Source organism: Pseudomonas sp. A25(2017) (assembly GCF_002001065.1).
GTDB lineage: Bacteria > Pseudomonadota > Gammaproteobacteria > Pseudomonadales > Pseudomonadaceae > Aquipseudomonas > Aquipseudomonas kilonensis.
This window is the reverse complement of sequence record NZ_MUOA01000089.1, coordinates 169,554-186,045: the sequence shown is the minus strand read 5'-3', so window position 1 is coordinate 186,045 and position 16,492 is coordinate 169,554. Positions and strand designations below refer to the sequence as shown.

The 16,492-nt window shown below is 62.4% G+C and carries 17 protein-coding genes; 7 read left to right on the top strand and 10 right to left on the bottom strand.

What is annotated here, in order from left to right; translation table 11 throughout:
• Positions 1–54: 54 nt before the first annotated feature.
• The 4 genes from B0E42_RS23305 (at position 55) to B0E42_RS23290 (ending at position 5,181) form a co-directional block, all read left to right on the top strand.
• Positions 55–1,608, top strand: a complete 1,554-nt coding sequence (locus B0E42_RS23305) for a sugar ABC transporter ATP-binding protein (RefSeq protein WP_018612767.1) — start codon at positions 55–57, stop codon at positions 1,606–1,608.
• A gap of 34 nt (positions 1,609–1,642) precedes the next feature.
• Positions 1,643–2,665 (top strand): ABC transporter permease, encoded by a 1,023-nt coding sequence (locus B0E42_RS23300; protein ID WP_018612765.1) that lies wholly within the window; start codon positions 1,643–1,645, stop codon positions 2,663–2,665.
• A 327-nt stretch (positions 2,666–2,992) separates the two neighbouring features.
• Positions 2,993–3,397 (top strand): TraR/DksA C4-type zinc finger protein, encoded by a 405-nt coding sequence (locus tag B0E42_RS23295; RefSeq protein WP_003180518.1) that lies wholly within the window; start codon positions 2,993–2,995, stop codon positions 3,395–3,397.
• A gap of 116 nt (positions 3,398–3,513) precedes the next feature.
• A complete protein-coding gene (locus tag B0E42_RS23290) occupies positions 3,514–5,181 on the top strand; it encodes a methyl-accepting chemotaxis protein (RefSeq protein ID WP_371915902.1) in 1,668 nt (555 codons plus the stop codon).
• Between the two features lie 133 nt (positions 5,182–5,314).
• Here B0E42_RS23290 and B0E42_RS23285 read toward each other — a convergent pair whose 3' ends face one another.
• From B0E42_RS23285 to B0E42_RS31870, 3 genes are all read right to left on the bottom strand, one after another.
• Positions 5,315–5,551 carry a DUF2789 family protein gene (locus tag B0E42_RS23285; protein WP_018612759.1) on the bottom strand — a complete coding sequence of 79 codons (237 nt, stop codon included), beginning with the start codon at positions 5,549–5,551 and terminating at the stop codon, positions 5,315–5,317.
• Positions 5,552–5,638: 87 nt separating this feature from the next.
• On the bottom strand, positions 5,639–5,869 hold the full coding sequence (locus B0E42_RS23280) for a hypothetical protein (protein ID WP_077507684.1): 231 nt from the start codon (positions 5,867–5,869) through the stop codon (positions 5,639–5,641).
• A 137-nt stretch (positions 5,870–6,006) separates the two neighbouring features.
• The gene (locus tag B0E42_RS31870; protein ID WP_024619513.1) at positions 6,007–6,243 is read right to left on the bottom strand and encodes a hypothetical protein; all 237 of its coding nucleotides are present in this window, start codon (positions 6,241–6,243) and stop codon (positions 6,007–6,009) included.
• Between the two features lie 428 nt (positions 6,244–6,671).
• Between B0E42_RS31870 and B0E42_RS23270 the strand changes: the two genes are divergently transcribed.
• The 3 genes from B0E42_RS23270 (at position 6,672) to B0E42_RS23260 (ending at position 8,829) form a co-directional block, all read left to right on the top strand.
• Entirely contained in the window at positions 6,672–7,121 is a 450-nt protein-coding gene (locus tag B0E42_RS23270; RefSeq protein WP_003202850.1) for a hypothetical protein, read from the top strand.
• A gap of 119 nt (positions 7,122–7,240) precedes the next feature.
• Entirely contained in the window at positions 7,241–8,251 is a 1,011-nt protein-coding gene (locus tag B0E42_RS23265; protein ID WP_077507681.1) for an ABC transporter substrate-binding protein, read from the top strand.
• 140 nt (positions 8,252–8,391) lie between these two features.
• Positions 8,392–8,829: a DUF3995 domain-containing protein gene (locus tag B0E42_RS23260; protein ID WP_077507678.1), complete on the top strand. Its 438-nt coding sequence runs from the start codon at positions 8,392–8,394 to the stop codon at positions 8,827–8,829.
• A gap of 177 nt (positions 8,830–9,006) precedes the next feature.
• Here the strand turns inward: B0E42_RS23260 and B0E42_RS23255 are convergent, their stop codons facing one another.
• The 7 genes from B0E42_RS23255 to B0E42_RS23225 all read right to left on the bottom strand — a co-directional run bounded on the left by B0E42_RS23255 (position 9,007) and on the right by B0E42_RS23225 (position 16,483).
• Positions 9,007–9,369, bottom strand: coding sequence for a Na+/H+ antiporter subunit G (locus B0E42_RS23255; protein WP_077507676.1), 363 nt, complete (start codon positions 9,367–9,369; stop codon positions 9,007–9,009).
• Positions 9,366–9,644: a K+/H+ antiporter subunit F gene (locus tag B0E42_RS23250; RefSeq protein ID WP_018612749.1), complete on the bottom strand. Its 279-nt coding sequence runs from the start codon at positions 9,642–9,644 to the stop codon at positions 9,366–9,368. The genes B0E42_RS23255 and B0E42_RS23250 overlap by 4 nt, the downstream gene beginning before the upstream one ends.
• Positions 9,641–10,129, bottom strand: a complete 489-nt coding sequence (locus B0E42_RS23245) for a Na+/H+ antiporter subunit E (protein WP_053180260.1) — start codon at positions 10,127–10,129, stop codon at positions 9,641–9,643. Before B0E42_RS23245 ends, B0E42_RS23250 begins: the two co-directional genes overlap by 4 nt.
• On the bottom strand, positions 10,126–11,811 hold the full coding sequence (locus B0E42_RS23240; RefSeq protein ID WP_077507673.1) for a monovalent cation/H+ antiporter subunit D: 1,686 nt from the start codon (positions 11,809–11,811) through the stop codon (positions 10,126–10,128). Before B0E42_RS23240 ends, B0E42_RS23245 begins: the two co-directional genes overlap by 4 nt.
• Positions 11,808–12,152: a Na+/H+ antiporter subunit C gene (locus B0E42_RS23235; protein ID WP_003202835.1), complete on the bottom strand. Its 345-nt coding sequence runs from the start codon at positions 12,150–12,152 to the stop codon at positions 11,808–11,810. Before B0E42_RS23235 ends, B0E42_RS23240 begins: the two co-directional genes overlap by 4 nt.
• Positions 12,152–15,076, bottom strand: a complete 2,925-nt coding sequence (locus tag B0E42_RS23230) for a monovalent cation/H+ antiporter subunit A (protein WP_077507671.1) — start codon at positions 15,074–15,076, stop codon at positions 12,152–12,154. Before B0E42_RS23230 ends, B0E42_RS23235 begins: the two co-directional genes overlap by 1 nt.
• 402 nt (positions 15,077–15,478) lie before the next feature.
• On the bottom strand, positions 15,479–16,483 hold the full coding sequence (locus B0E42_RS23225; RefSeq protein ID WP_174599588.1) for a DMT family transporter: 1,005 nt from the start codon (positions 16,481–16,483) through the stop codon (positions 15,479–15,481).
• Positions 16,484–16,492 lie beyond the last annotated feature (9 nt).

The window sequence follows — 16,492 nt, the reverse complement described above, 5'->3', positions numbered from 1 at the left end:
AACAATAAAACAGGCAAGGTTGCAACGCCGACCTTGCCGAGGGAGTACCTGATCATGTTCGCTTCAGCGACTGCTTCGAGCGCCCCGGCGATGACTTTCCGGCCGGACGTAATACCTGATGAACCGTATCTGCTGGAAGTCGTCAATGTCAGCAAAGGCTTTCCCGGCGTGGTGGCCCTGTCCGATGTACAACTGCGGGTACGCCCCGGTTCCGTACTGGCCCTGATGGGCGAGAACGGTGCGGGCAAATCCACCTTGATGAAGATTGTCGCCGGCATCTATCAGCCGGACGCCGGCGAACTGCGCTTGCGCGGCAAACCGGTGAAATTCGACACGCCCCTGGCGGCCTTGCAGGCTGGCATCGCGATGATCCATCAGGAACTGAACCTGATGCCCCACATGAGCATCGCCGAGAACATCTGGATCGGCCGCGAGCAGCTCAACGGCCTGCACATGGTCGACCATGGCGAAATGCATCGCTGCACTGCCCGGCTGTTGGAGCGCCTGCGCATCAACCTCGACCCCGAGGAGCAGGTGGGCAACCTGAGTATCGCCGAGCGGCAGATGGTCGAAATCGCCAAGGCCGTGTCCTACGACTCCGACATCCTGATCATGGACGAGCCGACCTCGGCCATTACCGAGACCGAAGTCGCCCACCTCTTCTCGATCATTGCCGACCTCAAGTCCCAGGGTAAGGGCATCATCTACATCACCCACAAGATGAACGAAGTGTTCGCCATCGCTGATGAAGTGGCGGTGTTTCGCGACGGCGCCTACATCGGCCTGCAACGGGCCGACAGCATGGATGGCGACAGCCTGATTTCGATGATGGTCGGGCGCGAACTGAGCCAGTTGTTCCCGGTGCGCGAGCAACCCATCGGTGAATTGGTGCTGTCGGTGCGCGACCTGAGCCTGGACGGCATCTTCAAAGGCGTGTCCTTCGACCTGCATGCCGGGGAGATCCTGGGCATCGCCGGGTTGATGGGCTCGGGCCGGACCAACGTGGCCGAGGCGATTTTCGGCGTGACCCCGAGTACCGGCGGCGAAATCCTGCTGGACGGCCAACCGGTGCGCATCAGCGACCCGCACATGGCCATCGAGAAAGGCTTCGCGCTGTTGACCGAGGACCGCAAGCTCAGTGGCCTGTTCCCGTGCCTGTCGGTGCTGGAAAACATGGAGATGGCCGTGCTGCCTCATTACGTGGGCAACGGCTTCATCCAGCAGAAAGCCCTGCGCGCCTTGTGTGAGGACATGTGCAAGAAGCTGCGGGTCAAGACCCCGTCGCTGGAGCAGTGCATCGACACTTTGTCTGGCGGCAACCAGCAGAAAGCGCTGCTGGCCCGCTGGCTGATGACCAACCCGCGGATCCTGATCCTCGACGAGCCGACCCGTGGCATCGATGTCGGCGCCAAGGCCGAAATCTATCGGCTGATTGCCTTCCTCGCCAGCGAAGGCATGGCGGTGATCATGATTTCCTCGGAGCTGCCGGAAGTACTGGGCATGAGCGACCGGGTCATGGTGATGCACGAAGGCGACCTGATGGGCACCCTCGACCGCAGCGAAGCGACCCAGGAACGAGTCATGCAATTGGCTTCAGGCCTGTCCTGATGCCCGTCAGTCCAGATAAAAAAGGTGAATGGTTATGAACGCGATACTGGAAAACAAACCCGCGGCCGCACCGGCCAGGGCGCGCCGGCGACTGCCGACGGAACTGAGTATCTTCCTGGTGCTGATCGGCATCGGCCTGGTGTTCGAAATGTTCGGCTGGATCATGCGTGACCAGAGTTTCCTGATGAACTCCCAGCGCCTGGTGCTGATGATCTTGCAAGTGTCGATCATCGGTCTGCTGGCCATCGGCGTGACCCAGGTGATCATCACCACCGGTATCGACCTGTCGTCCGGCTCGGTGCTGGCGCTGTCGGCGATGATCGCCGCCAGCCTGGCCCAGACTTCTGACTTCGCCCGGGCGGTGTTTCCCTCCTTGACGGACTTGCCGGTGTGGATACCGGTGGTGGCGGGGCTCGGGGTAGGGCTGCTGGCCGGGGCGATCAACGGCAGCATCATCGCCATGACCGGTATTCCGCCGTTCATTGCCACCCTCGGCATGATGGTCTCGGCCCGTGGCCTGGCGCGCTACTACACCGAAGGCCAACCGGTGAGCATGCTGTCCGATTCCTATACCGCCATTGGGCATGGCGCGATGCCGGTGATCATCTTCCTGGTGGTAGCAGTGATCTTCCACATCGCCCTGCGCTACACCAAGTATGGCAAGTACACCTATGCCATCGGCGGCAACATGCAGGCGGCGCGTACCTCGGGCATCAACGTCAAGCGCCACCTGGTGATCGTCTACAGCATCGCCGGGTTGCTGGCGGGGTTGGCCGGCGTGGTGGCCTCGGCGCGGGCGGCGACCGGGCAGGCGGGCATGGGCATGTCCTATGAACTGGACGCGATTGCCGCGGCCGTGATCGGCGGCACCAGCCTGGCAGGCGGGGTGGGGCGCATCACCGGCACCGTGATCGGCGCGCTGATCCTTGGGGTGATGGCCAGCGGCTTTACCTTCGTCGGTGTCGATGCCTACATCCAGGACATCATCAAGGGGCTGATCATCGTGGTGGCGGTGGTCATCGACCAGTACCGCAACAAGCGCAAACTCAAGCGCTGAGACCCGGGAAGTTGCGACAAAGCGCCACGCCTGACCCGCGTGGCGTTGCCATTTGTCTTCTTAATACAGCTATTGCACCGAATTTCTTGTTATAAACGCACTCCGATGACTGCCAAAAGCCTGTCAGAGAACATTTGAAGGGGTTGTCGGACATTTTCCCTATGTTTTCAGTTGCTGAGGCCTCGACTCGGCCTTAGACTGCCGCCCCTCGTAAATTGAGTGCCGGGTGGCGCTTGGAATAGACGGCGCCTTCCTGATGAGCGTGGCAGCTGCGCTGCGGGACGCTCCATAATTCGCCTTAATGCACGTTTTTTTATAGAGATATCAATGACAAAGGAAAAGTTGCTGGCCATGCCGGCGGATGACTACATGAATGCCGAGCAGCTGGCTTTCTTCACCAAGCTGTTGCAGAACATGAAGGTCGAAACCCACGAGCGCATCGAACAGAACCGAATCGCCATTGAGAGCCTGGACACCCCGGCTGACCCGGCGGACGCTGCTTCCGTAGAAGAAGAGCGTACCTGGCTGGTCAATGCCATCGATCGCGACCAGCGCATGCTGCCTCAGTTGGAGCAAGCCCTGGACCGCATCAACGACGACAGCTTCGGCTGGTGCGACGACAGTGGCGAGGCTATTGGCCTCAAGCGCCTGCTGATCAGCCCGACCACCAAGTACTGCATCGAAGCCCAGGAACGTCACGAACAGATCGACAAGCACCAGCGTCAGGCCTGATTCGCGTTTTCCAACAAAAGATCGCGACCTTTTGACGAAGGCCGCGATCTTTTGCTTTCGCCCGTGCTCGTTCGTCTACTCCTGTTGATCTGCTGCAAGAACGCGACTAATGGACCATGGATAATGGCTCGGTAGTGGCGTTTAATGCGCTCATAACAACGAGAATGTGGGTGACGAACATGGCGACAGACGGAACGCTGGCGGGTGCGGTGCCGGCCTCGGTACCTGAGACAAAAAGCGCGGCGCGCTGGCTGACGCCGACCTTGCAGAGTCTCGCCCTGGCCTTGCTGCTGTGTGGCATGGCCCTGGGCGGCTGGTCGCTGTACTTGGGCCTGCCGCTGGTCATGCTCATCGTCTGGTTACCGCGCCTGCGTTCGCGCGTGGCCGCGGCGCCCGCACCCGCGACCGACACACTGGCCGAGCTGACCCGCGACCTGTCCTACACCACCAGCCATAACGCGCTGTCAGCGGCCGGTGTCGCCTATTCGGTCAAGCAACTGGCCGGCAAGGTCCAGTCCCAACTCGATGCGGCGGCGCAGATCGTCAGCAATGCCGAATCGATGATCGCCACCGAGCAAGCCACTTCGCAACTCAGCCAGCAGGCCCTGAGCGCCGCCAGCGAGGCCCATCGCAGCAGTGTGGCCGGGCGCAGCGAGCTGGTGGAGTCCATCAGCCGCATGCACCAGCTCAGCCAGCGCGCCAACGACAGCCGCGAGTTGATCGAAGCCTTGAGCGTGCGCAGCGATGAAATCCAGCGGGTCAGCCTGGTGATCCAGTCGATCGCCAGCCAAACCAACCTGCTGGCGCTGAACGCGGCCATCGAGGCGGCACGGGCCGGTGAGCATGGCCGTGGGTTCGCGGTGGTGGCTGATGAGGTCCGCGGCCTGGCTGGGCGTACCGCGGCAGCGACCGGCGAGGTCGGGGTGATGGTGGCCGACATCCAGCAGCGCACCGCCCAGGTGGTGGAGCAGATCCGTCAACTGGCCGCTGACCTGGACATTGGCGTGCAGCAGGTCGAGCACACCGGCCAGCATCTGGAAAACATCGCACGGCTCGCCGCCGGCGTCGAAACCCAGGTCAGCGCCATCGCCGAAGGCACCGACACCAATCGCGAACAACTCGATAGCCTGTTCCACGCCATCGAGCAGATGCGCGGCGACCTGTCCATCAGCGACCAGCAGACCCAGCGCCTGGCCGAAGCGGCGGTGCAAATGGAAGGCCAGGCCGAAACCATCAGCGAACGCCTGGCCGAGGTGGGCCTCGACGATTATCACCAACGGGTCTACGACCTGGCGCGCGAAGGGGCGAGCCAGATCGCCGCGCAGTTCGAGGCCGATATCGACCAGGGCCGTGTCAGCCTGGAGGACCTGTTCGACCGCAACTACCAGCCGATCCCCAATACCCAGCCAGCCAAATTCCAGACCCGCTTCGACCGTTACACCGACCAGGTACTGCCGGCGATCCAAGAGCCTTTGCTTGCACGGCATGAGGGCCTGGTGTTTGCGATTGCCTGCACCCAGCAGGGCTACGTGCCGACCCATAACAAGGTCTTCAGCCAGCCGCTGACCGGCGATCCCCAGGTGGACACGCTGAATAACCGTACCAAGCGCAAATTCTCCGACCGCACCGGGATCCGCTGCGGCAGCCACCAGCAGCCAGTGCTGCTCCAGACCTACACCCGAGACACGGGTGAGTTGATGCACGATCTTTCCGTACCGATCATGCTCAAGGGGCGTCACTGGGGTGGTTTGCGCCTGGGCTACAAACCCGAGAAGCCGCGCTAGGCTGTGGGCGCAAAGCTTGCTCGCGATGCAGGCGCCTCGGTTCCCTGGAAAACCGCGTCGTCTTCATCGCGAGCAAGCTTTGCTCCCACAGGTAAATCCCCCTCGCCACAAAAAGCGTTGGTGGCTCTTGAGGCTATTTGCCACCGTGCAGACGCACGTTCAGCTGATCCACCAGCACCGCTTCTTCGCCGTCGGCGAGCAGCCATTCCCGGAGCAGGTCTTTCTGCTGGTTCGACCAGAAATCGGCCTCCACCAGCTTGATCTCCGGGGCCAGGGGGTGGGCGATGATGAAGTCGTCAATGGCCTTGTCGTCGGAGGGCAGGCCCAGTTGGTCGAACAGGGTCTTGAGTTCGTGGGAAGGTTGTTCCATGGGAGTCTCCTTTGGTCGGGGCGCCGTCGTGGCGCCTCGGTGCTTCCCTTTATCTGAGGCAAGCGCTCATCAGGAGTTCGATCGGGCTCAGGCTTTCAAGGCCCCTTCATCCACGGCGGCCTTCAACGCCTTGGCCGCTTCCCTGGCGGCCTCGGCAGCGATCTCCGCGGTCTTGAACCAGCGATCCTTCTCCACCTGGTGGCAACTGACGGTGGTCAAGGGTGGCTTGGCGCGCATAACGATGACGGCCTGGAACTCGCCTTCGACTTCTCTGGCTTCGCCCCGGATAAAAAAATCGCCGATATCAAATTCCGTCACGTCGCGCCTTCTCCTCGAAGTCATACTCATGCTATGGGTGCGCAATCCGTCGATGGGCGACGGCTTCGCTGGGCGGGCAGTATGGCAGCAGTTGCCCGTCGGCGGCTGAGTTAAGTCATGGACGGGCATATATAGGCTCAGGCGCTGCGTTCGAGACGCCTGGCCAGGTAGCAGGCTTCGTTATGGTCGGTTCGGAAACCTCTTACTCGTCCAGTCGATGTTTCCTCAATGTGAAAAAAACACTTGCCGGCCAAAACGACCCGATAACGTGGTTGAATCAACGAAATGGGCAAGCAATCGACCCCGTCAAAGGTGTCATCTGTGTCGACGATGCAAGGGGCGACGGGGTGGGGCAGGGTTGTAAAAGTGGCCATGTGAATTCCTTTTCTATGGTTTACCGACGAATTGTCGGGTACTTCGAGTAGTCTCCACGCTGTCGGCTGCTCTAGAATCGGCAGTGTCGTGTGGACGGTTGCGCCTATCTAAAGCAATTTTTTTTGGGCTCGATGTCAGAAAAATGCTTTTTTAAGTGAGAAATTTCCCTAAAGTTAGTAGTCCCATCTTTTCCGATGCTCAGAGTGGCTTTTTCCTTCAGCCTCTGGCGACCCCCCGGGAAAGACGGCGAGAGCGGCAACCTTTAGTCTGCTCTCGGCCCGGGACAGGGCGCTCCGTTCACTTCGAATTTCAGTTACAGGTCCATTACGACACTACAGTCGGTACGGGTTCTCGTGGTCCGTCCTTTGTGCAGGACGGGCCTTTTTCAAATGATGGGGATGTTTCCTTGGCAGTAAGTAATCTCGACATGCATGCGTTATTCGTACTTGGTGACCTGCGGGCAAAACTGGTCAAACTCTTCCAGTCACGTTTCGTCTACATCACCGAGCAGACCGCCGAAGGTATCTATGTCGCCGAAATCGACACCGAGTCGGCCCTGGTGGTCGATGACAAGCCCAGGCTGGAGCTCAAGGTCGGTGATCATTTTCGCGCGGCGGTATTGCCCAGCCGCGAAGGTGGCAAGTTTGAAATCCGCTTTCGCGAAATCAAGCTGACGGTCTATGGCCTTGGCGATTACGCTTTCGTCACGACCCCCGGTGGTCAGGCAATCCTGTTCAAGGAAGGCCACAGCGTGGTGACCGTGTTTGCGGCCAACGAACAGTTGCAGGAAGGCTTGACCAAGACCTTGAAGGCGGTCACCGCCAAGGCCGCCAAGTGGCGCAAGGGCGAACTGGTGACCTTCAAGGCCAGCGAGTGACCGTTTCGCAAGATCTCGCTGGAACCTCGGCTACAGTCAATTGACTGAACTATTCAGGGCTTGCGTTCGGTTACGCAGGGCCGTTCAGCTATTGCTGTATCTGGCATGAGGTGCAAAGCATGAAACGAGTTCGACAGTGGCTGGCTGCCTGGGCCACCTTCGCGGTGTTGGTTTCACCCCTTCCGACGTCGGCCGCCACAGCGCCGATCCACTTTGCCGACTTGAACTGGGAAAGTGGCAGCCTGATCACCGATATCCTGCGGATCATCGTCGAAAAAGGCTACGGGTTGCAGACCGACACATTGCCGGGCACCACCATTACCCTGGAAACCGCCCTGGCCAATAACGACATCCAGGTGATCGGCGAGGAATGGGCCGGCCGCAGCCCGGTGTGGGTCAAGGCCGAGGCCGAAGGCAAGGTGATCGCCCTGGGCGATACGGTCAAAGGCGCGACGGAAGGTTGGTGGGTGCCCGAATACGTCATCAAGGGCGACCCGGCCAAGGGCATCAAGCCCCTGGCGCCGAACCTGCGCAGTGTCGAGGACCTGGCGCGCTACAAGCACGTGTTCAAGGACCCGGAGAGCCCCGACAAGGGTCGTTTCCTCAACAGCCCCATTGGCTGGACCTCCGAGGTGGTCAACAAACAGAAGCTCAAGGCGTATGGCCTGTCTGACAGCTACGTGAATTTTCGCAGCGGTTCGGGGGCGGCGCTGGATGCGGAAATCAGCTCGACGATCCGCCGGGGCAAGCCGATCCTGTTTTATTACTGGTCGCCCACGCCACTGCTCGGGCGCTTCAAGCTGGTGCAGTTGCAAGAGCCGCCGTTCGATGCCGAGGCCTGGAAAACCCTGACCGACGCCGATAACCCCAACCCGAAGCCGACCCGCTCACTGGCCTCGAAACTGTCGATTGGCGTCTCTGCGCCGTTCCAGAAGCAATACCCGGAGATTGCCGAGTTCTTCAGCAAGGTCGACTTGCCCATCGAACCGTTGAACAAGGCTCTGGCCGACATGAGCGAGAAGCGCATCCCACCCCGTGAAGCCGCCGAGGCGTTCCTCAAGGCGCATCCACAGGTCTGGCAGGCCTGGCTGCCCAAGGAGGTGGCGGACAAGGTGTCTGCCGGTCTCTAGGGCGTTCTCGCGTGCCAGCAGGTTGAACGCTTGATCCTGGGCAATGAATCATTCGCTGGGAACTGGCAATCTGCGCCCGTCCAGCGAAATGCCAAATTCGAGCTAGGATGATTGTTCAACCCTTTTCAGGAGGCTGGCGAATGACGCTTTTATTGGCTCGGTCGCTGGTCGCAGTGTTTGCGACCATCAGCTTGATTCATATGTATTGGGCCCTGGGTGGGCGGTGGGCGGCCAAGGCTGTGGTGCCTCAGGTGCCGGTGAAGCAGGGGGGGGCGCTGCGACCGGCGTTCGACCCCTCGGGCTGGCTGACCTTGCTGGTGGCCCTGGCGCTGCTGATGGTGGCGCTGCTGGTGTGCCTGCGGGTCGGCCTGCTGGCGCAGCCGGTCACTCATCGGGCGTTGCAGTGGCTGATCAGCGCGATTGCCTTGCTGATGTTCGCCCGGGCCATTGGCGAGTCGGAGCTGGTAGGTTTCTTCAAGGAGGTCAAGGGCTCGACCTTCGCCAGGCTCGACACCTGGGTCTACTCGCCGTTGTGTGTGGTGCTTGGGGCCGGGTTGCTGGCGGTGGCGTGGGCTTGAGTCACTCCGTCACCCGGCCTGTGGCGAGGGGATTTATCCCCGCTGGGCTGCGTAGCAGCCCCAAAAAGGCAGAGCACAACTAGCTAGACACACCGAGGTGACTGCACTTAGGGCTGCTGCGCAGCCCAGCGGGGATAAATCCCCTCGCCACAAAGGGTGTTTGCCTTAAGGTAGCGGTCAGCCGTCGTGCCCGGTCCTGCGACTGCTCACTTCCGCCGGCACATCATCCCCAGCCATGCGCTTGCGGAACAACGCCGCCCTGGCCAGGAGCAGGGTGGTCACCGGGACGGTGATGGACAGCAGGATCGAGATCAGCCAGGCGTGCAACACCGGCGCGGACTTGAGCGCCGAAAAATACACGATCGAAGCCAGTGCCACGCACCAGGCGCCCAGTGTGGATGCCAGGGCCGGAGGGTGCATGCGCTGGAAATAATCCTTCAGCCGCACCAGGCCGATCGCTCCGGCCAGGGCGAAGAGGCTGCCGAGCACCAGCAGGATCGCCACCGGGATTTCGACCCACATCGACAGTTCGCCGGTCATTCGATCACCTCGCCACGCAACAGGAACTTGGCCAGGGCAAACGAGCCGACAAAGCCGAACAGGGCGATCAGCAGCGCCGCCTCGAAATAGGTGTCACTGGCATAACGGATGCCCAGCACCAGCATCATCAGCATCGCCACGATGTACAGATAGTCCAGGGCCAATACCCGATCCTGCGCCGAAGGGCCCTTGAACAGTCGCCACAGGGTCAACACCATCGCCAGGGAGAGCAGGAACAGGCTCAACAGGATCGCATTGGACAGCAGGGGGCTCATTGGAAAATCTCCATCAACGGGCGCTCGTACGTAGTCTTGAAATGCGCGATGAAAGACGCCTCGTCTTCCAGATCGAACACGTGCATCAGCAGGATGCTGCGGTCCAGGGCCAGTTCCGACCAGACTGTCCCCGGGATCACCGTGGTGATCATCGACAACGCGGCCAGGCCGTTGGCGTCGTGCAGGTCCAGCGGCACTTTGATGAACCGCGAGCGAGGCGGGCGGCGTCCGGCGTTCAGCACCCCCCAGGCCACCGCCACGTTGGACACCAGCACATCACGGCCCACCAGCAGGAACAAGCGCAACACCACCCACGGCCGGCGGATACGGATGGGCCGTGGGCGCAACGGGCGCATCATCAACGGCGCCAGGAAGCCCAGCGCTGCGCCCAGCAGCAGATGCCCGGCGCTGACGGACAGGTTCAACACCAGCCACAGCAACCACAGCGCCAGGGACAACCACGGGGCGGGCAACAGGCGCTTCATGGCTGCACCTCCCGCAGCGCGGCGCGGCTGTCGGGATTGGGCACGGCGCGGGTGGCGAGTACCGACATCACGTAATGTTCCGGGGTGTTCAGCGCGTCGGCGGCGGATTGGGTGTAGCGCAGCAACGGTTCGGCCTTGAAGGTCAGGGCGATGCCCAGGCCCAGCAGCACGACGATCGGCAGGCATTCGAACGGTCGCAGCAACGGTGACGGGCGTTCCTGGGGCGTCCAGAAACGCTGGATGCCCAGGCGTGAAAAGGCAATCAGCGAGGCCAGCCCCGAGAGGATCAGCAAGGCCAACAGGCCCCACGCCTGTTTTGATACTGATTCCCCGCCGCTGGCTCCGAAGCCTTGGGGATTGAGCAAGGCGCTCAGCAGGCTCAGCTTTCCGATGAACCCCGACAGCGGCGGCATGCCGATAATTAACAGCGCACAGAAGATAAAGCTCAAGCCAAGGAAGGCCATGGTCCAGGGAATCACCTGCCCGACCACGGCTTTCTGTTCGTCGTCGAGGTTGATGCCCTTGGGCGGTTGCAGGGATTCCAGTGGTCGCGGCAACGTGTCGAAGTCGTCGTCCAGGGCCAGTTCATTGGCCGAGCGCGAACGCTCGATCAGCTCGGCCAGCAAGAACAGCGCGCACAGCGCCAGGGTCGAACTCACCAGGTAAAACAGCGCCGCGCCCACCAGGTTCGGTTGGGCGAAGCCGATGGCCGACAACAGGATCCCGGCCGAGACCAGGATGCTCAGGCTGGCCATGCGCTCCAGCCGTTGGGCCGCGAGAATGGCAATGGCGGCGCAGGCGATGGTCGCCATGCCGCCATAGACCAGCCAGTCGGCGCCGAAATACGCCGAGGCGCCGGCCTGGCCGGAGAACAGCAACGTCCACAGGCGCAGGATCGTGTAGACGCCAACCTTGGTCATGATCGCAAACAGCGCCGCCACCGGTGCGCTGGCGGCGCTATAGGCTGGCACCAGCCAGAAGTTCAGCGGCCACATCCCGGCCTTGGCCAGGAACGCCACCGCAAGGATGCCGGCCCCGGCGTGCAGCAAGCCGCGGTCGGCCTCTGGCACCAGCGGGATTTTCAGGGCCAGGTCGGCCATGTTTAACGTGCCGGTGACGCCATAGATCAGCGCGGCGCCGATCAGGAACAACGACGAGGCCAGCAGATTGATGGAAATGTAATGCAGGCCTGACGACACCCGCGCCCGGCCCGATCCGTGCAGCATCAGGCCGTAGGAAGCCGCCAGCAGCACTTCGAAGAACACGAACAGGTTGAACAGGTCCGCCGTCAGGAAGGCCCCGTAGAGGCCCATCAGCTGGATCTGGAACAGCGCATGGAAACTCGCCCCGGCGCCGTCCCAGCGGGCCATGGCGAAGAGCAGGGCGCTGACGCCGATGATGCCGGTCAGTACCAGCATCAGCGCCGACAGGCGATCGACCACCAGGACAATGCCGAACGGCGCTTGCCAGTTGCCGGGCAGGTACACGCCAATGGACGCGGGCAGGGCCTGGTCCTGGGTCCAGTTCAGCAACAGCACGGCGATGCCCAGGCCCAGCAGGCTGGAAAGCATATTGATCCGTGCCTTGAGCGGGCGGTGTTTCTCGCCCAGCATCAGCATCAACGCGGCGGTCAGCAGCGGCAGCAGGATGGGCGCTGCGATCAGATGGGGCGTCAAGATCATTCCTTGGGCTCCCGGCCGTCCACGTGGTCGGTGCCGGTCAGGCCCCGGGACGCCAGCAGCACCACCAGGAACAGGGCGGTCATGGCGAAGCTGATCACGATGGCCGTCAGCACCAGTGCCTGGGGCAGCGGGTCGGTGTAGTGCAGCAGGTCCTGGGGCACGCCGTCCTTGATGATCGGTTCCTTGCCGATGAACAGGCTGCCCATGCTGAAGATGAACAGGTTGACGCCGTAGGACAGCAGGCACAGGCCCATGACCACCTGGAAGGTCCGTGGCCGCAACACCAGCCAGACACCGGAGGCGGCCAGTACGCCGATTGCGATTGCGATGACTTCTTCCATCAGACGGTGGCTCCTTTGACGGCGGCGACGGGTTTGGCTTGCAGGCCCGGCTTATGGGCCCGTACCGACTGGTGAGCCAGGGCGGTGAGGATCAACAGGGTGGAACCGACCACCACGGCGTACACACCGATGTCGAAGAACAGCGCGCTGGCCAGATGGATATCCCCCAGCAGCGGCAATTCGAAATGCCAGGTGTGGGTGGTCAGGAACGGATAACCCACGGCCATCGATCCCAGGCCGGTGGCGGTGGCGAACAACAGCCCGGTGCCCATCCAGCGCAGCGGCCGCAGGCTCATTTGCGCCTCGACCCACTGGGTGCCGGCGACCATGTATTGCAGGATGAACGCCACCGACATCACCAGCCCGGCCACGAAGCCGCCACCGGGTTGATTGTGGCCGCGCATGAACAGGTAGAACGACACCACCAGGGCAACCGGTAGCAGCAGGCGCACCAGCACCGACGGCACCATCATGAAGCCCAATGCGGTGTCGCTGGCATGGCGCGGGTTGACCAGGTCGGTGACCACGTCCGGCGCCAGCAGGCGCTGTTGCGCCGGTAGCTGCATGCTTTCCTTCGGTGGGCGGAAACGCCGCAGCAGGGCGAACACTGCCAGGGCCACCGCCACCAGCACGGTGATTTCCCCGAGGGTGTCGAAGCCCCGGAAGTCCACCAGCATCACGTTCACCACATTGCTGCCGCCACCTTCGGGCAGGGCACGGCTCAAGTAGAACGAAGAAATGTCGTTAGGCGTCTGGCGCGTGAGCATCGCATAGGACAACAGCGCCATGCCGCCGCCGACGGCGATGGACAGCAGCAAGTCCCGCAGGCGCCGGATGCGCGCGCGCCGCTCGCTGTTGGGCAGCGGCGAGACGTCCTCGATCCGCCGTGGCAGCCAGCGCAGGCCCAGCAGGATCAGCACGGTGGTAACCACTTCCACCACCAGTTGCGTCAAGGCCAGGTCGGGGGCGGAGAACCAGACGAAGGTCACGCAGGTCATCAGGCCGCAGACGCTGACCATGGTCAGGGCCGCGAGCCGGTGATACTTGGCCTGCCAGGCCGCGCCCAGGGCACAGGCGATCGCCAGCAGCCACAGGGTGACGAAGACGATGGAGCCGGGGATCTTCGGCCGGTCGCCCCAGACCAGCGTGCTGTGCAGCATCGGGATCAGCCCGGCCAATACCGCCGCCAGCACCAGGAAAAAAAGTTGGGCTTGCAGGCGCCGGGTACTGATCTTGCGCTCCACCCGCCGACTCTGGCGCATCATTAGCACCAGGCAGCGCTCGAACAAGCGCTTGCCACTGAGCCGGCCAATGAACGGCGGGTGCTTGATGTGCCCTTGCCGGAGCTGTTTGCGCAGCAGCAGGTACAGGACGATGCCGCCGGACATGGCCACCAGGCTCATGATCATCGGTGCGTTCAGGCCGTGCCAGATCGCCAGGCTGTATTCAGGCAGCGTCCCGCCCACCACCGGCAACGCGGCGGCCGCGAGCAACGAGCCGACCACCTGGGCCGGAAAAATCCCCACCAACAGGCAGGTGAACACCAGCAACTCCACTGGCGCGCGCATCCAGCGCGGTGGTTCGTGAGGGGTATGGGGCAGGTCGGTGGCGGTGGGGCCGAAGAACACATCCACGGTGAACCGCAAGGAGTAGGCGACGCTGAAGGTCCCGGCGATGGTAGCGATGATCGGCAGCGCCAGTTCGACCCAGGCCGTGGCGGAAATGAACACGGTCTCGGCGAAGAACATTTCCTTGGACAGGAAACCATTGAGCAACGGCACCCCGGCCATCGCCGCGCTGGCGACCATGGCCAGGGTCGCGGTGAACGGAATCAGTCGCACCAGGCCGCTGAGCTTGCGAATGTCGCGGGTGCCGCTTTCGTGGTCGATGATCCCGGCGGCCATGAACAGCGACGCCTTGAAGGTGGCGTGGTTGAGGATATGAAACACCGCCGCCACGGCCGCCAGCGGACTGTTCAGGCCCAGCAGCAGGGTGATCAGCCCGAGGTGGCTGATGGTGGAGTAGGCCAGCAGGCCCTTGAGGTCGTTCTGGAACATCGCGCAGTAGGCGCCCAGCAGCAACGTACAGGCCCCCGCGCCGCCGACGATGTAGAACCACTCTTCGCTGCCCGACAGCGACGGCCATAACCGCGCCAGCAGGAACACCCCGGCCTTGACCATGGTGGCCGAGTGCAGATACGCCGACACCGGCGTGGGGGCGGCCATGGCATGGGGCAGCCAGAAGTGGAACGGAAACTGGGCGCTTTTGCTCAAGGCGCCGATTAGGATCAGCGGCAACAGGATGGGGTAGAGGGCATGGGCACGGATCAGGTCGCCGGCGGCCAGGACCTTGTCCAGCTCATAGCTGCCCACCACATGGCCGAGCAGCATCACCCCGGCCAGCAGGCAAAGCCCGCCAGCCCCGGTCACCATCAACGCCATGTAGGCACCGCGTCGAGCGTCGGCGCGGTGGTGCCAATAGCCGATCAGCAGGAACGAGAACAGGCTGGTCAGCTCCCAGAAGAACACCATCTGGATCAGGTTGCCGGAGATCACCAGCCCGAGCATGGCGCCCATGAACGCCAGGAAAAATGCGAAGAAGCGCGGCACCGGATCGTCCGGCGACATGTAGTAGCGAGCGTACAGCGACACCAGCGTGCCGATGCCCAGCACCAGCAACGAAAACAGCCAGGCGAAGCCGTCCAGGCGCAATACGAAATCCAGGCCCAGGCTGGGCAACCAGGTGTAGTGCTCACGGATCACGCCGCCGTCGGCGATCTGCGGGTACAGCAAGGCCACCTGAACCGTGCCGGCCAGGGCGATGAGGCCGGCCAGCAGTGATTCGGCGTTACGGGCGTTATGCGGCAGCAGCGCCGCGACACAGCTGCCGATGAAGGGCAAAAGCAATAGAACTATCAGTGACATAGGCTTCTATTCGGCGGGAGGTTGTGAGGGATCATACGTGGCGTATTCCCGATCACCAACCGCGAGGGTGTCGCAGAATCCTACAAGGGAGGTGGAGTTTTCTGACTTTGCGTTGTTTTGGTCAGTGGACACAGCTTGGGAATCAACACGGGTACTGGAGCCGATGGACCGAGGTCCTGCGTAATGTCGACTGATTGGAGATAACGCTCAATACCGGGTGATACACATTACCTGTGGCGAGGGGATTTATCCCCGCTGGTCTGCGCAGCAGACCCAAAGCAGGCAATTCCATAGAGCTGACACACCGCACCGGCAGGTTTCGGGGGCCGCTACGCGACCCAGCGGGGATAAATCCCCTCGCCACAGGATTTTGCTCGCCGCTATTTCGCTGGTCCACCGGCCTCACTGCTCGCGCTCAAGCACCTCATCCACCTCGACGCTACCTTTGCTCCGAGTCTTCAGCTCACTGACAATCACCGCCGCCACGATCAGTGCCGCGCCGAACAAGGCAATCGCCGGCAACCGCTCGCCCGCCAGGCGCCCGGCGATGCCGGCCCACACCGGCTCACCGGCATAGATCAGCGTGGCACGGGTCGGCGAGACGCTTTTCTGTGCCCAGTTCATCGCCACCTGGATCGCTGCGCTGGCGGCGCCCAGGCCGACGGCGCTGACCAGCAGCAACATGGAAAAATCCGGAATTTTTTCCTGGGTCGGCACCACCATCAGGAAGGCCAGCACCGCGGTGCTTGCCAGTTGCACCACGGTCACCCGGCGCACATCGACCTGGCCGGCATAGGCGCTGATCAGGATGATCTCGGCGGCGATTGCGATGGCGCTGATCAACGTGGCGATTTCACCGGGGCTGAAGTTCAGCGAGGCCCCGGCCGGGCCCGACACCAGCATCAGCCCGGTGAACGCCAGCATGATGCCGATGCTCGGCATCAAACCAGGCCGACGGCCCAGCACCAGCCATTGCAACAAGGGCACGAATGGCACGTAAAGCGCGGTAATGAACGCCGATTGGCTACTGGGGATGGTTTGCAGGCCGACGGTCTGCAGGCCGTAGCCGAGCATGATCGCCACGCCGATGAAGCATCCGGCCTTGAGTTCGAAGAGGGTCAGGTCCCGCAGATGCCGCCAGGAAAACAGCGCGACAAACGCGGCCGCGGCGGCAAAGCGCAGGCCGACGAAAAACATCGGCCCACTGACCGTCATGGCGTGTTGCACCAGCAGGAAAGTCCCACCCCAGATCATGGTAATCAGCACCAGCACGCATTCGGCCTTGCTGAACCTTGAGAAACGGGAGGAAGCTTGCGGGGAGTTCACCGATGCCATGACCTTGCGCGCCACTTGAGGCGGACGCACAATGCGTCCGAAGTTGGGCAGTATAATGCGCAACCCAGCCATGTGAGCAAT